We start from the raw sequence: 13,679 nt of genomic DNA on the forward strand, positions 1-13,679 counted from the left end.
GGCCGACCGAGGCCACCACCTTCACCACCCTGCACCGGGTCACCCAGGCCGACTGCGCCGTGCTGCTCGTCGCGCGGGTGCTGCTCAGGGCGATTGCTGGGGCCCGGAGGTGTCGTGCCCGCTGACGCCGTCCCGGAGGGCGGCGATCGCCCCCGCCCCCGGCGGGAGCCCCCACAGCGGTGCACCCGGCCGGCGGGCCCGGGACTCGCGCATCCGGCGCTCGCAGGCCCGCAGGTCCCGCGGCGCGGCGCGGGCGCGCAGCGCGGGAAACAGCCGCTCCTCCTCGCCGCGCAGGTGGGCGCGGAGCAGGACGGCCAGGACGGCCGTGGCGTGGCGGCGCCCGCCGGCGGTCAGCCGGTCGTCCTCCGCCCGGTCGAGCAGCCGGCGGATGGCCGTGTGGCTGCGGGCGGCGGCGTCCGCGAGCGCGTCGCCGGTCGTGAGGCACCGTCGGGCCAGCGGGTACAGGTGGTCCTCCTCGGCCAGGAGGTGGGGGGTGAGGAGCCGCCGCAGGGAGCCCAGCAGCCGTAGGGCCTCCCCGTCGGGGGCACCGGCGTGGGTGGCGGTGCGGTTCAGCTGGTGCAGCAGCGACTCGACGGCCCGGTGCTCGGCGGACAGCCGGTTCGGGAAGCCTTCGGCGCCGTTCATGTCGGTTCCTGTCTCATGCCGGACTACCTCTCATCCCGCGCTCCGTCCCGTTCGCGGGCGCCGCTCAGCCGGCCACCACGCGCAGGGTGGCCAGGGACGCGTCGGCGGCGTCCGGGACGACCATCCCGGCGGCGGTCCCGGAGCGCAGGTAGTCCACGACCTCGCGGTTCAGCCGCTCGCCGGGCAGGGCGGCCGGGACGCCGGGCGGGTAGGGGCTCAGGACCTCGGCGGCGATCCGCCCGGCCGCCCGGTCCGCCGCCACCGCCTCGGTCGGCCCGAAGAAGGCCTCGCGCGGGGACAGCGCCTGCTCCAGTCGCAGCTCGGCGGGGTCCGGTACGTCGACGTCGGCCGCGGGCCGGAGCTCGCCGGCGTGGTCGACGAGGTCCCGCAGTGCGGACACCAGGGCGTCCACCGTGTCGCGGCCGTCGGCGTGGCCGAGCTGGGCGCTGACCCGGCGGTGGTCGGCGAGGTGGACGTCGATCCGGTGGTGGGCGCGCAGCCAGTCGGCCGCCTGGTAGCCGTCGGTGTGCAGGGCGGCCAGGTCGACGACGAGCTGGAGCGGATCGAAGTCGGCGGCCCGGTGCGGGGCGCAGAACTCGGCTCGGCCGTACAGCCGTAGCCCGTCCACCAGCGCGATCCGCCGCCGGGCGGTCGCCGCCAACCCCAGGGCGTGGTCGTACAGGTCGCGGCCGTGCTGGACCATCTGGCGGCGCCAGCCGTCGAGCGCCGCGTACATCAGGACGGAGGGGCTGGTGGTGCCGAGCAGGTCGGCCCGGGCCCGCAGCTTCGCCGGATCGACGCGGTCGCCCCGCAGGTGGTACACCGAACTCTGTTCGAGGCCCGCACCCATCTTGTGCACCGAGGTGACGCACAGGTCCGCACCCACGTCCATCGCCCAGGCCGGCAGCCGGGGGTGGAAGGGCAGGTGGGCGCCCCAGGCCTCGTCCACGACGAGCGGCAGACCGCGTTCGTGGCAGACCCGGACGATCCCGGCCAGGTCCGCGCAGCCGCCGTACGGGGTCGGGCTGGTGACCAGGGCGCCGGTCGCGTCCGGGTGCTCGGCGAGGGCCTCGGCGAACGACCGGGCCGACGGAGGGTGGGCGAAGTGCCGCTGCGGATCCCACTCCGGGTCGACCCACACCGGGCGCACGCCGGACAGGACGAGGCCCGCGGCGACCGACTTGTGCACGTCCCGGCCGATCAGCAGCCGTTCGCCGGGGGCCGCCACGGCGAGCATGGCGGCCTTGACCGACAGTGAACTGCCGCAGGTGGAGAAGTAGGTGAGGTCCGCGTGGACGGCGTCGGCCATCAGCTCCTCGGCCCGTTCGAGCACCCGGCCGCTCTCGCGGCGGTCGTCCAGCCCGCCGGTGGCGAGCAGGTCGGCCCGGAACAGGGACGCCCCGAGGACGGCCAGGACCCGCGGGTCGGTGCCCCGGCCCTGCTTGTGGCCGGGCGGGGTGAACGACAGCCGTTCCTCCTCGTGGTGGTCGCGGAGCGCTTCGAGGACGGGTGCGCGTGAGTGGTCCATGCCCGGCGGCTGCCCGGCCCGCGGTGGGGGAAACCGGGGGCGTCGGGTGGCGCCCGGGGGCGGACCGGCGGACGGCGGGGCCGGCAGTCGTACCGGAGCCGGGACGTACCGGAGCCGGGACGTACCGGGACAGGGCCCGGGGACGGGCTCCGCCACGCGCCGCCGCCGGAGCGGCGTTTGGCCGGAGGGCCCTTGGGGACACGCCCGGGCGGCGGGGATCCCGCCGAGGAGGAGGTCATGATGTCGAACGATGCCATCGTCCTGTTGCGCGAGGACCACAAGGAGGTCCGCCGCCTGTTCCGCGAGTACCGCGGACTCGCCGGCGGCGACGGATCAGGGAACGGCGGACCCGGTGGCGACGGGCCCGGAGGGGACGGCTCCGACGGAGCCCCGGCGCGGCGAGACGTGGTCGGGCGGATCGTCGAGGCGCTGACCGTGCACACCTACCTGGAGGACGAACTGGTCTACCCCAGGGTCCGTCAGGAGGTGCCCGGGCTCGCCGCGGACATGGACCGCGCCGAGCAGGAGCACCACGTCGCCGAGGTGCTCTGCGAGGAGCTCAGCCGGATGGCCCCCGACGACGAGGGCTACGACGCCAAGGCGGCCGTGCTGATCGAGGCCGTCGAGCGGCACATCGAGCAGGAGGAGGCCGACTGGTTCCCGAAGGTCCGGGCGAACCTGGGCCGCAAGGAGCTGCAGGAGATCGGCGAGCGGATGAAGGCCGCGCGCCGGACCGCGCCGGAGTAACCGCCCGGCGGCGGTGTGCTGCACCGCATCGCCGACGCGCCGGAGGGCTGAGCCGGCCGACGCCCCCCGGGCACGCTACTCGGGTGGTTCGCCGGCCGGGTCCGGGCGGTCCGGCGGCGGGGGAGGCCCGTCCGACCCGGCGCCGCCGCGGCCCGACGGCTCCTGGCCGGGCTCCTCCGCCGCCGCGGGCTCCTCCGGCCACGGCGGCAGCGGGTGCGTCGGCATCCGGGTCGGCCCACGGGAACCGAGCCCTCGCCGGCCGTGCCACCGCCCCTGTCGCTCGCGCGGAATCCTGTCGCTCACGGGCTTCCTCCTCCTGGCACCGGGGCCCCCATTGTGGCCCGACGGAAGCCGCCCCGGCGCCGACCGACTCCGGCCCCGCCCCACGGCTCCACCTCGGCGAGGAGACGGCCGGGACCGCCGCCGACGACGACCGACGCGTGCTCGGCGGCCCGCGCGCGGCCATGCGGCGAGCGCGCCGAGAGTCGTACTGACTGAGCGTCAAATGTCGGACCCGGAAGCCTGGTTGTGCACCGAGGACGGTGGCGCCGGAGGGTGTCGGCGAGGTGGAGGACGGCGCCGCGGAGGCCTGATCGGCGCGAGCCCGAGCCGCGCCCGGGCGGAGGCCGTCCGGTCGCCCACGAACCGCACCCGGGGTAGCGTCACCCCTGGTCACCAGGGCGTCGCGGTGAGCCCCTCCGGCGGGGCGCGGGCCGGGCCCTGGAGCGGACCCGTCGTCCCGACCGTCGACCCGACAGGAGCGCCCCATGGCCGTACCCACCACCTTCGACCAGCGCGCCGACGGCTACAGCCTGCCGCACGCCTACTGGATGGCGAAGGCCGCCGAACTCGCCTACCAGGACCGGGCCGCCATCGACGAGCAGGCCCGCGCCTGGGGCTTCGACACCGTGCGCCACCACCAGACCCGGTTCACCCCGCCGTTCCCGCTGCAGGACACCCAGGCCTACACCATGGCCGGTGACCACATGATCGTCACCGCGTTCCGCGGCACCGAGCCCGCGCAGATCCGCGACTGGCTCACCGACTCCACCACCCCGCCCTGGCCGGGCCCCGCCCGGACGGGCTACGTCCACTACGGTTTCGCCGAGGCGCTCGAGTCGATCTTCCCCGACGTCGCCAAGGCCATCGCCGACCTGCGGACCAATGACCAGACCGTGTGGTTCACCGGCCACAGCCTCGGCGGCGCGCTCGCCATGCTCGTCGCCGCCCGGCTCGACCTGGAGGACCCGCGCCTGGCGGCCGACGGCGTCTACACCTTCGGCCAGCCCCGCACCTGCGACCGGCTGCTCGCCGCCGCGTACGACAAGGCCCTGAAGGGGCGCACCTTCCGCTTCGTCCACGGCAACGACATCGTCCCCGAGCTGCCCCCGGAGCCGGTCTTCACCCACGTCGAGGCGCTGCGCCACATCGACTCCGCGGGCCACGTCAAGGAGAAGTCCGGGCTGGTCGCCGGGCTGACCGACCGGGCCAAGGGCCTGGGCGCCGCGGCCTTCTCCCCGGACGGCGAGGGCATCCGCGACCACCTGATGCGCGGTTACCTCGCCGCGCTGGAGAAGGCCCTGGCCTGACCGTCGCCGCGGCGGGCGGCGCGCGGCGCCGTCAGCGGTCGCCCGCCGCGAGGGCGGACTCGATGCCGCGGCGGCGGGCCGCGCCGTGGGCGAAGTCCGGGACGGTCGAGGTGCCCTCGCGCAGGTCGTCGAGGAAGTGCCGGTAGGCGTGGGCGACGGCGTAGGCCTCGGCGTCGGCCCGGGCGTCCAACTGCAGGACGCGGACGTACCGTTCGGGCACGGGCAGGGGTGCGAGGCCGGTGGACTCGCCGCGGCCGCCTTCGAGGGTGATCGGGACGAGCTGGAGGTGGCCGACCGGGGCGGTCAGGACGAGGTCGCCCTCGGTGCCGTTGATCTCCCAGCGGAAGTTGGTGCCCCGGGACGTCCCGCCGCGGTAGTGGAAGGCGGCCACCGCGCCGCCCGGCAGCCGGCCCGAGGCCACCACCTGGTCCGGGGCGGTGGTCGGGACGGTCCGGCCGGTCTCGGTGTCCAGCAGGGACGTTCGGCGGGTGACCGCCCGGATCCGCAGGTCCTCGGGCTCGCCGAGGACGGAGGCGACGCCGTCGAGGGTGTGGCCGAACGGGATGGTCAGCATGGTCACGCCGTTGGCGGCGTCGAGCACGTAGTGGAGGCGGGGAGTGACGGTGCTGCCCCAGCCGCCGCCGGAGCCGACCACCGTGGTGGAGAGCACCTCGCCGACGTAGCCGTCGGCCACCAGGTCGCGGGCGTACGCGAGGGCCGGGTGCGAGCGGGCCTGGAGCCCGGCGACGGTCGGGACGGCGCGGTCGCGGGCCTGCCGGGCGAGCGACTCGGCTTCGGCGGGCCCGGTGCCCAGCGGCCACTCGCACAGCACGCCCTTCCCGGCGTCCAGGGCGGCCTGCACCAGTTCGTGGTGATGGGGGGCCTTCACCGCCACGACCACCAGGTCCACCTCGTCGCAGGCCGCCAGTTCGGCCGCCGTGCCGAAGGTGCGGGGGACGCCGTGCCGGTGCCCGGAGCGTTCCGCGGACTCCTTCGAACTCGTGCTCAGGGCCCGCAGTTCGTACTCCGGGAGGGCGCGCAGGGCGGGCAGGTGGGCGCGCTCGGCCCAACCGCCGTGCTCCGAGAGGCCGATGATCCCGACGCCGATCGGCTTCTCCGAGCGGGCGAGGGTGTGGAGCGGTGACGCGGGCGTGGTCATGGATCGCAGCCTGTTCCTCGGAGGGGCGGGGGCGCGGGCAGGGAAGCCGGGGCCGACCCGTCTGTTAGCGTTGACATCTCAACACTAGGAAGAGGTTCGTTGATATGTCAACGCCCAATGGGGCCAAGCTCGGTGACACCTCGGAACCCGTCGACTTCTGGTGCGCCTTCAAGCGTGTCCACGAGGTGCTCCGAACCCGGGTGATCGCGGACGCCGCCGAGGCGGCGGGCCTCTCCGAACCGGACCTCACCATCCTCGCCAGCCTCAGCCGGGCGGGCGGCGCGCTGCGCCAGAGCGAACTCGCCGCCGCCCTCGGCTGGGACCGCACCCGGATCTCCCACCAGCTCACCCGCATGGCCAAGCGTGCACTCGTCACCCGCGAGCGCACCGGCGGCGCCGCCGTCACCGTCACCCTCACCGCGGACGGCCGTGCCGCCGTCACCGCCGTACGGCCGCTGCTGGACGCCGCGGTGCGCCGCCACTTCACCGACCGGCTCTCCGCGCGGGAGATCGAGACGCTGCGGTCGGTGTTCGACCGGATGTAGCCGCCCGCGGGGCGACCGACCGGTGATCTTGGACGGATAGGCTGCCGTGATGTCAGGTCCTCAGGGTGAGGACGGAGCTGATGAGGATCGGTGGTGTACGGACATGATGGGACCGGCGCATTCGCTGTCGGGTGCGGCCGCGTGGCTGGGGGTGGGCGCGGTGGCGGCCGGGATGGGGGAACCGATGCCCTGGCCGGTCCTGCTCGCGGGGGCGCTGATCTGTGCGGGGGCGGCCCTGGCGCCGGACCTGGACCACAAGGCGGCGACGATATCCAGGGCGTTCGGGCCGGTGTCCCGGGCGCTCTGCGAGGTGATCGACAACCTCTCGCACGCGGTGTACAAGGCCACCCGGGGCAAGGGCGACCCGCGGCGCTCCGGCGGCCACCGGACGCTGACCCACACCTGGCTCTGGGCGGTACTGTGCGGGGCGGGCGCCGTGGCGGTGGCCGGGTTCGGCGGCCGCTGGGGCGTGTTGGCGGTGCTGTTCGTGCACATGGTGCTGGCGATCGAGGGCCTGCTGTGGCGGCAGGCCCGGGTCTCCAGCGACGTCCTGGTGTGGCTGCTGGGGGCGGCCGGCGCGTGGATGCTCGCGGAGGTCCTCGACAAGCCCGGCAACGGCTCGCAGTGGCTGTTCGAGGAGCCCGGGCAGCAGTACCTCTGGATCGGGCTGCCGATCGCGCTCGGCGCGCTGGTGCACTGCCTGGGCGACGCGCTGACCGTCTCGGGCTGCCCGGTGCTGTGGCCGATCCCGATCGGCCGTCGGCGCTGGTACCCGATCGGGCCGCCGAAGGGCATGCGGTTCCGGGCCGGCAGCTGGGTGGAGATCAAGGTGCTGACGCCGGTCTTCATGGGGGCCGGCGGGCTCTGCGCGGTGGGGGCGCTCGGCTTCTTCGGCAACGGGTGACGCCGACGTCCTTTCCGTAGTGGATAGTTGGTGGACGGCCGCTCGCCTGAAGGCCCGGCGGCCCGGCGGCCCGGCGGCTGACGCCCGCCCGCCCCGCCCGCTCAGTGCGCCGCGAGCAGGCCGTCCACCAGGGCGTCGAGGCCGTCCCGGTAGGTGTCCTGGGCGGTGAGCGACGACCAGCGGTCGGCGAGCCCGGCCAGGCGGGGGAGCCGCTCCGGGTCGAGGTCGGCGAAGACCTGCTGCCGGTGCGTCGGGCGGTCGTCCGCCGCCCGGCGGCGGGCCGCCGTCGCGCGGACCATGAGCTCGCCGGCCGTGTAGTACCAGATCGCGCGGTAGCCCTGGACGGCCCGTTCCGGCGTCAGGCCGCAGCCGACCAGACCGTCGACGATCTGCTCGACGAACCAGAGGGAGTGGGCGGACAGCAGGCTGTCCCCGGCCAGCACCTCGACGATCCAGGGGCAGGCGGCGAGCGCCTCGTGGATGGCCGCCGCCGCGGCGAGGACCCGCTCGCGCGGCTCGGCCGGGAGCCCGGTCGGTCGCAGCGTCCGCGCGGCGTGGTCGTCCAGCAGCAGGACGAGCAACTCCTCCTTGTCGCGCACGTGGTGGTAGAGGGCCATCGGCGTGCTGCCGACCTCGGTGGCCAGGCGGCGCATGGTCAGCCGCTCGACGCCCTCCTCGTCCACGATCCGCCGGGCCGTGCGGACGACCTCCTCGCGGGAGATGCGGGGAGGCCGGCCGGTGGCCTTGCGTGCCGCGGCGGGCCGGCGCGCGGGCGGCTGCGAGGCGGTGGACTGCGAATCGGTGGACTGTGAGGCGGGCGGCTGCGAATCGGTGGACTGCGAGGAGGGGGGCTGCTGCATGCCTCCATCATCACCCGGGACTCGACAGCGGGGACCGTGCGGGGCTACTTTCTATACGCGTACAGAAACTCGCGGAGGCGCCTGGCCGCCCGGTACTCCGGGCTGCTCGGCCTCGCGCGGGTCGTCGCCCCCGCTCGGAACCGACTGGAAGGAACCCGCTCATGACGACCACTCCGATCGCGGCCGTGGACCTCTTCGCCTCGGCCCTGCACATCCACCCCGACGGCGATCTCCGGGCCACCGAGCGCCGGATGGCCGGCGGTGAGGCCGGAGCCTGGCAGATCGCGACCTTCCACGTGGAGAGCGACGCCGACGTCCACGCCGACCACTGGGAGATGCACCCCGCGGCCGAGGAGGCGGTCTGCTGCCTGGCCGGCGGCGTCCGGCTCCACCTCCGCCCGGAGGAGCCCGGTGAGGCCGAGTCCGTGGTGCGGCTGACGGCCGGCACCGCCATGATCGTCCCCCGGGGGCGCTGGCACCGGCTGGAGCTCGATGCCCCCAGCGACCTGATGTCGATCACCCTGCGCACGGGCACCCGGCTGGAGCGGCGCACCGAGGTGGGATGACGGGGGCGGCGGCGGGTGGTGCACGGGTGGTTCAGTCGGAGAGCTGGACCACCCTGACCACCGGGGCGGCGGCCGGCGCCGGACCGCTCGCCCCGGCCGGCGCCTCAACCGGCGTCGAGGCCGCTGCCGCCTGCGGCGCGGTGACCAGGATGCGGTAGGCGTCCGCGAGCACCCCCGCCAGATTGCCCAGCAGCCCCAGCTGCAGCCGGTGCCAGCCCTCCGCGTCGTCCTCCGCGACCGCGTACTTCCCGGTGTGCTTGAGGATCACCTCGCCGACCCCGCGGTTCTGCTCCGGGGTGCGCCGCCGCGCCTCGGGGTCGTGCAGGAAGAAGTTGCGCAGCCCGTGCAGCTCGCCGAGCCGTACGCCCCAGAAGGCGTCGGCCAGTTCGGGCAGGTCCAGCTCGGTGCGGTCGCGCTTGCGGCTGCGCAGCTGCTCGTGCAGCCGCTCGTCGAAGACCTTGTACGCCACCGCCAGCCAGGCGGTGAACTCCGCGTGGTCGGTGGCCAGTCGGTGCAGCCGCGGGATGTCGGCCACCGAGGTGCGGAACAGCGGGTAGCCGAGCCGGGTGGAGGAGGCCGAGCACACCTCGGCGTACATCCGCAGCAGCTCCTCCACCTGCCGCTCCCAGTGCCGGTGCTGCTCCGGCCCGACCGCCCGGCCCCGCGCCGGGGTGGCGGCCAGCGCGGCCGGGTCCAGCTGGAGCGCGGGCAGCCGACCCGGCGCCGGGTGGCCCGCCACCCGGACGATGCCGCTGCCCAGCTCCTGGAAGTACTCCTCCAGGACGTCCATCCCGCCGATCCGGTGCCGGTCGCCGCCGGCCACCTCCACCAGCCGGCCCAGCAGTTCGTGGTTGGGGACGAGGTTCTCCGGCGGCTCGCGCAGGGTCGGGTCCTTCCGGCGCAGCTGCTCCCACCAGCGGCCGAACAGGCCCGGGTCGCTGATGCCGACGGCGTGCAGCCGGATGCCGAGGCCGGCGTGCAGGTCCTCCATCAGCGAGACCGGGTCCTCGGTGCCGGCCACCGACTCGCCGCTGCGCTCCTCGCTCATCGGGGCCCAGTGGGCGCCGTCGCTCACCAGGACGATCAGGCGCTCGTTGCCGGGCACGCCGTGCCGGTGCAGCAGCTCGGCGGCCTTGTGCAGCGCGCGGCCGATGTCCGTCGCCTGGTTGTCGTGCTTCAACAGGGTGACGGCGCCGCGCAGTTGCTCCAGGGAGCGGTCGCCGGGGCCGGTGGTGACCTCGGCCATGCCGTCGCGGTCCGGGAAGAGCGTCCGGGCGGCCAGATCGAACCGGACCAGCGCGAAGCGGGTGACCAGGCCGTCCACCCCGGCGCGGGTGTCGATCATGGCGCGCAGCGCCAGTTTCAGCGCCTCCATCCGGGTGATGGTGGCGGCGGGGCTCCACAGCGAAGTGATCCGGTGCGCGGACTCGCGGCGGTCCGGGATGTCGTTCACGCCCATCGAGCCGCTGCAGTCGGCGAGCACGACGACGTCCACCCCGCTGCGCCCGCTGGGGGCGAACACGCTGAGCCGGGTGGCCGGGCCGACGGTGAGCGGGCCGTCCCCCGGCCGCCCGTCCGGGCCGGTGGCCGAGCGCAGCCGGAACGGCAGGCCGTCCACCTCGATCCAGGTGTCCTGGCCGGTGCCGCTGCCGTACTGGAACACGTGGCCGTTGAGCAGCGGTGAGCGCTGGACGGCGGCGACGGCCGCGTCCAGGGACAGCGCCTCGGGCGACTCCAGCTCGACGGCGCCGGCCACCGGGGCCGTGGTCGGTGTCAACTGCCAGTCGCCGTCCGCGAGTCGGTGCTCCTCGGCGAGCGCCTCGGGGGCCACCACGACGTCGGCGGGCAGCCCGGGCACCGGGACGAGGCGCACCGCGACCGCCCGGCCCCCGCCCCCCGTGAGCAGCCGGCCCGGGCTGTCGGCGGTGAGCCGCTCGGCCGGGACGGCCAGCCGGTTGCCGTCGACCAGGCCGGGGCCGGTGGCGGTGACCAGCCGGGTGTCGTGTGCGCCGAAGGTGGTGCCGCCGCGGCCGAGGAGAGTCATTCCCGCTCCAGTTGGATGTCGATGCCGAGGCGCTGCTTGAGATCGTTGACGTGCGAGCGCTTCGTCCCGTAGAAGCGGCCGCGCAGGTCGGCCGGCACCCGGACGTAGAGGATCCGGCTGCGGCTGCGGTAGTCCGAGAAGGTGATCGCCTCCGCGAGTTCGGACCTGCCGGAGCCGCGCAGGAGTTCCACCAGCCGGGCGAAGTGGGCCCGGCCCTCCTCGTGGCCGGCCCGGAACCGGCGGACGTCCTCGCGGCGGGACGCCTCGTGCTGCTGCAGCAGCCGCCGGGCCGTCTCGGTGAGGCGGCGCCCGCCGGAGGTGCCGTCGCGCGGGAGCCGGCGTTCGAGGCCGGCGAACAGGGTGTCCAGCGCGCCCATGTCGAGGACGGTGCCCCGGGTGTTGATGAAGATGTGCCGGACGACGGAGAGCCGGGGCAGGAAGGCCTGCCGCCGCCGCCCGTCGGCCCCGGGGCGGACGGGGTGCCGGGCGCGGGCCGCCGTCCCGGCCAGGACCAGGCCGACCAGCGCCTCCGGTGCGGCGGAGCGCAGCTCCCCGTGGTGCTGCCGGCAGAGCGCCAGGCCCCGGCTGTGCGGGCCGTAGATCTGCCAGCGGGTGCTGTGCTCGGCGCACATCCGGTTGCCGCAGGACTCGCCGGTGCCGAGCCCCTCCAGCGTCCGGTGCTCGCACCGCACCAGCGCGGTGGCCGGGCAGCCGGGCTGCTCGCAGGTGGGGAAGCGCTCGCCGTAGCAGTCCTGGCAGTAGGCGAGGGACGGGTCGTTCGGGTGGCGCACCAGGTGGTCGGCGCACCAGGCCCGGGTGCCGCGGCAGCGCGGGCCGCCGCACCAGGCGCGGGCCGGCTTCGCGCAGCGGCACTGTGGGACGTGCAGCGGGCAGGAGGCGCGCAGGCTGCCGTCCAGGAACCTCACGTGGGCGTCGCAGACCCGCCCGGGCCGGCTGCCCTCGCCGCAGCCGGGGCAGCTGAACGGGGCGTAGGTCTCGGTGCCGGTGGCGCGGCAGGTGTCGCAGGCGTAGCGGATCTGCGGCGGTTCGAGGACGCCCCGGATCTCGAACGGGGTGGCGGCGGTGAGCGGCGCCGGGGCGCCGAGCGGGTCGAGGAACCAGACGCCGGCCCGGCCGGCCGGGCCGAAGTCCAGCACGACCCGCGCGCCGAGCCGGGGGTCCAGGGTCAGGACGCTGGGTTCGAGCCGGGCCCACAGCTCGACCAGGCCGTCGGCGGTGCCGGGCAGGTCGCGGTAGTCGCGCAGGTCGAGCAGGACGGGGACCGGCCGGGCGGCGGGCGCGGGGCCGGGTGTGGCTGCGGGTGCGGGTGCGGATGCGGGCGCCGGGGCGAAGGCGGGCGGGCCGGCCGGGGCGGGCGGGTTCGCGGGAGCGGGCGGGTACGTCATCGGGCGGGCTCCTCCGCGGGGGCGACCAGCAGGACCTCCAGCGTGCCGCGGCGCTCGTCGGCCTTGGCGGTGTAGGTGAGGTCGGTGAGCAGGACCGTCCGCAGACCGTGCGGCGCGGGGCCGAGTTCGCGCAGCCGGGCGCGCACCACCGGCCGGTCCGCCGCCGGGACGTCCCAGTGCAGCAGGGCGGTGCCCTGCTCGGCGGCCCCGCGGACGGCCTGGGCGAGCTTCTGCTCGTCCCACCCGCCCGGCGGGGCGTTCAGCCGGACGCGCAGGGCGGGTGCGGGGCGCAGCAGCCGACGCAGCGCCTTGGCCTGCTCGCGGTCGCGGCCCTGCAGTGCGCGGGCCAGGTCGGGGGAGGTGCCGCCGGGACGGCAGTGGGCGCGCAGGGCCGCGAGGGCCTGCTCGGGGGTGGTGCCGGGGTGGGCCAGCTCGTTGAGGAACTGCTCGTCGGAGGGGCCGCGGCGGCGGGGCGGCCGGGCGGTGGAGGAACCGGCCGGGTGCGGGGCCTTCGCGGGTGAGGCCTGCGCGTGCGGGGCCTTCGCGGGTGAGGCCTGCGACCGGGAGGCGGCCGAGGGGGCCGGGGCGGTCAGCTGCTCGGTCAGCCAGATCCGGGCCGCCGCCGAACTGCCCGCCGCCATCGCGGTGTTGGCGGCGCCGATGTGGTCGTGGAGGAGCCAGCCCGGCCGGCCCAGGCCGTCGGCCAGCTGTTCGGCGCCGAGCAGGCGCGGATCGTACCCGCGCCACCGGGCGAGCAGGTCGTTCTCGTTGCGGACGAAGCCGCCGCGGCCGCTGCCCCCGCCGCCGGACAGCTCCAGTCCGGTGAACAGCTGCCCCAGCTCGTCCGCCGTGGCGTCCAACTGGCGGAAGTACGGCAGCAGTTCGCGCATCAGTGCGGAGGCGGCGCGGGCCGCCGGGACGGTCCGGGGCGGCCGGTCCGCAGCCGGCCCGCCGGTGCGGCCGCCGCGCCGGTCGGTCCGCCGGTCGCCGCCGCCGCGCTGCTCGGTCCGCCGGTCGCCGCCGTGCTGCTCGGTCTCGAAGCCGGCGGCCAGCCCGTGCGCCACCGCCCGGGCCCGGTTGCGCTCCACCAGGGGCTGCGGCACGGCCCCGATCCGGCGGCCGGTGCGGGCCAGTTCGCGCGCCCGCATCGCCAGCGCCTGGACGAGCAGCGCGTGCGCCATGGCCGAGGAGACGGACACCTGACCGTCGACCAGCCGGAGGGTGACGTCGCCCGCGGCGTCGAACTCGGCCTCGCCGAGCGGGTTGACGTCCATCGCCTCCAGCCGGGCCAGCCGCTCCTCCTGGCGCAGGGCGGTGCGCACCCGGTCGAGGTGCTGCGGCGAGAAGGAGGCGACGTACCGGGTGGTCACCTGGTCGGTGGCCCGGGAGAGCCGGGCCGAGCCCCCGCTCGGCACGCCGTCGGCGCCGTACAGCTGGCGTCCGGTCAGGGCGATCAGGGTGGGGGAGTGCTCGCGCAGCAGGTTGCAGAGCAGCTCGCGCTGCACCTCGTCGACCACCTCCAGCGAGTGCAGGTCCGCCGGCAGGGTGGCCGGAGTGCCGTCGGCCTCGGCGCCCGGGTGCCAGCCGCTCGGCAGCATCTCGCCGCGCGAGGCCATGGCCATGGACCCGCAGCAGCGGCTGCTCCTGGAGACCTCCTGGGAGGCCTTCGAGCGGGCCGGGATCGAC

13 protein-coding genes are annotated in these 13,679 nt (G+C 75.9%); 6 read left to right on the top strand and 7 right to left on the bottom strand.

Translation table 11 applies throughout. From position 1 onward, the window contains the following. Positions 1-84 precede the first annotated feature (84 nt). Both ABZW03_RS25480 and ABZW03_RS25485 read right to left on the bottom strand, forming a co-directional pair. The gene (locus tag ABZW03_RS25480; RefSeq protein ID WP_355262621.1) at positions 85-645 is read right to left on the bottom strand and encodes a hemerythrin domain-containing protein; all 561 of its coding nucleotides are present in this window, start codon (positions 643-645) and stop codon (positions 85-87) included. Positions 646-709: 64 nt separating this feature from the next. Further along, positions 710-2,173 (bottom strand): ornithine decarboxylase, encoded by a 1,464-nt coding sequence (locus ABZW03_RS25485; protein WP_355262623.1) that lies wholly within the window; start codon positions 2,171-2,173, stop codon positions 710-712. Positions 2,174-2,410: 237 nt separating this feature from the next. Between ABZW03_RS25485 and ABZW03_RS25490 the strand changes: the two genes are divergently transcribed. Together ABZW03_RS25490 and ABZW03_RS25495 are read left to right on the top strand one after the other, a co-directional pair. Then, entirely contained in the window at positions 2,411-2,920 is a 510-nt protein-coding gene (locus ABZW03_RS25490) for a hemerythrin domain-containing protein (RefSeq protein WP_355262625.1), read from the top strand. A gap of 767 nt (positions 2,921-3,687) precedes the next feature. Beyond that, on the top strand, positions 3,688-4,509 hold the full coding sequence (locus ABZW03_RS25495; protein WP_355262627.1) for a lipase family protein: 822 nt from the start codon (positions 3,688-3,690) through the stop codon (positions 4,507-4,509). 31 nt (positions 4,510-4,540) lie between these two features. Here ABZW03_RS25495 and ABZW03_RS25500 read toward each other — a convergent pair whose 3' ends face one another. Continuing rightward, positions 4,541-5,668 (bottom strand): Gfo/Idh/MocA family oxidoreductase, encoded by a 1,128-nt coding sequence (locus ABZW03_RS25500; protein ID WP_355262630.1) that lies wholly within the window; start codon positions 5,666-5,668, stop codon positions 4,541-4,543. A gap of 104 nt (positions 5,669-5,772) precedes the next feature. Between ABZW03_RS25500 and ABZW03_RS25505 the strand changes: the two genes are divergently transcribed. Together ABZW03_RS25505 and ABZW03_RS25510 are read left to right on the top strand one after the other, a co-directional pair. Then, a complete protein-coding gene (locus ABZW03_RS25505; RefSeq protein ID WP_355262633.1) occupies positions 5,773-6,213 on the top strand; it encodes a MarR family winged helix-turn-helix transcriptional regulator in 441 nt (146 codons plus the stop codon). A gap of 103 nt (positions 6,214-6,316) precedes the next feature. Continuing rightward, complete coding sequence (locus ABZW03_RS25510) at positions 6,317-7,117, top strand: metal-dependent hydrolase (RefSeq protein WP_355262636.1); 801 nt, start codon at positions 6,317-6,319, stop codon at positions 7,115-7,117. 101 nt (positions 7,118-7,218) lie between these two features. Here ABZW03_RS25510 and ABZW03_RS25515 read toward each other — a convergent pair whose 3' ends face one another. Further along, a complete protein-coding gene (locus ABZW03_RS25515) occupies positions 7,219-7,839 on the bottom strand; it encodes a helix-turn-helix domain-containing protein (RefSeq protein WP_355262651.1) in 621 nt (206 codons plus the stop codon). A gap of 299 nt (positions 7,840-8,138) precedes the next feature. Between ABZW03_RS25515 and ABZW03_RS25520 the strand changes: the two genes are divergently transcribed. Continuing rightward, entirely contained in the window at positions 8,139-8,543 is a 405-nt protein-coding gene (locus tag ABZW03_RS25520) for a cupin (protein WP_355262639.1), read from the top strand. A 31-nt stretch (positions 8,544-8,574) separates the two neighbouring features. Here the strand turns inward: ABZW03_RS25520 and ABZW03_RS25525 are convergent, their stop codons facing one another. Genes ABZW03_RS25525 through ABZW03_RS25535 form a run of 3 tightly spaced genes read right to left on the bottom strand, consistent with a single transcriptional unit; the run spans position 8,575 to position 13,510 of the window. Beyond that, on the bottom strand, positions 8,575-10,587 hold the full coding sequence (locus ABZW03_RS25525; protein WP_355262642.1) for a vWA domain-containing protein: 2,013 nt from the start codon (positions 10,585-10,587) through the stop codon (positions 8,575-8,577). Next, a complete protein-coding gene (locus ABZW03_RS25530; RefSeq protein ID WP_355262645.1) occupies positions 10,584-11,993 on the bottom strand; it encodes a hypothetical protein in 1,410 nt (469 codons plus the stop codon). Before ABZW03_RS25530 ends, ABZW03_RS25525 begins: the two co-directional genes overlap by 4 nt. Beyond that, positions 11,990-13,510 (bottom strand): hypothetical protein, encoded by a 1,521-nt coding sequence (locus tag ABZW03_RS25535; RefSeq protein WP_355262648.1) that lies wholly within the window; start codon positions 13,508-13,510, stop codon positions 11,990-11,992. Before ABZW03_RS25535 ends, ABZW03_RS25530 begins: the two co-directional genes overlap by 4 nt. A gap of 103 nt (positions 13,511-13,613) precedes the next feature. Between ABZW03_RS25535 and ABZW03_RS25540 the strand changes: the two genes are divergently transcribed. Further along, positions 13,614-13,679: beta-ketoacyl synthase N-terminal-like domain-containing protein (locus tag ABZW03_RS25540; RefSeq protein ID WP_355262654.1), on the top strand; the 66-nt coding region annotated here is incomplete at its 3' end.

It is taken from the genome of Kitasatospora sp. NPDC004799 (assembly GCF_040609095.1).
Classification (GTDB): Bacteria; Actinomycetota; Actinomycetes; order Streptomycetales; family Streptomycetaceae; genus Kitasatospora.

Coding starts and splice junctions, on each gene's coding strand:
- ABZW03_RS25505 (WP_355262633.1), top strand. CDS start 5,773: ATGTCAACGCCCAATGGGGCCAAGCTCGGTGACACCTCGGAACCCGTC.
- ABZW03_RS25480 (WP_355262621.1), bottom strand. CDS start 645: ATGAACGGCGCCGAAGGCTTCCCGAACCGGCTGTCCGCCGAGCACCGG.
- ABZW03_RS25525 (WP_355262642.1), bottom strand. CDS start 10,587: ATGACTCTCCTCGGCCGCGGCGGCACCACCTTCGGCGCACACGACACC.
- ABZW03_RS25500 (WP_355262630.1), bottom strand. CDS start 5,668: ATGACCACGCCCGCGTCACCGCTCCACACCCTCGCCCGCTCGGAGAAG.
- ABZW03_RS25530 (WP_355262645.1), bottom strand. CDS start 11,993: ATGACGTACCCGCCCGCTCCCGCGAACCCGCCCGCCCCGGCCGGCCCG.
- ABZW03_RS25495 (WP_355262627.1), top strand. CDS start 3,688: ATGGCCGTACCCACCACCTTCGACCAGCGCGCCGACGGCTACAGCCTG.
- ABZW03_RS25520 (WP_355262639.1), top strand. CDS start 8,139: ATGACGACCACTCCGATCGCGGCCGTGGACCTCTTCGCCTCGGCCCTG.
- ABZW03_RS25510 (WP_355262636.1), top strand. CDS start 6,317: ATGATGGGACCGGCGCATTCGCTGTCGGGTGCGGCCGCGTGGCTGGGG.
- ABZW03_RS25490 (WP_355262625.1), top strand. CDS start 2,411: ATGATGTCGAACGATGCCATCGTCCTGTTGCGCGAGGACCACAAGGAG.
- ABZW03_RS25485 (WP_355262623.1), bottom strand. CDS start 2,173: ATGGACCACTCACGCGCACCCGTCCTCGAAGCGCTCCGCGACCACCAC.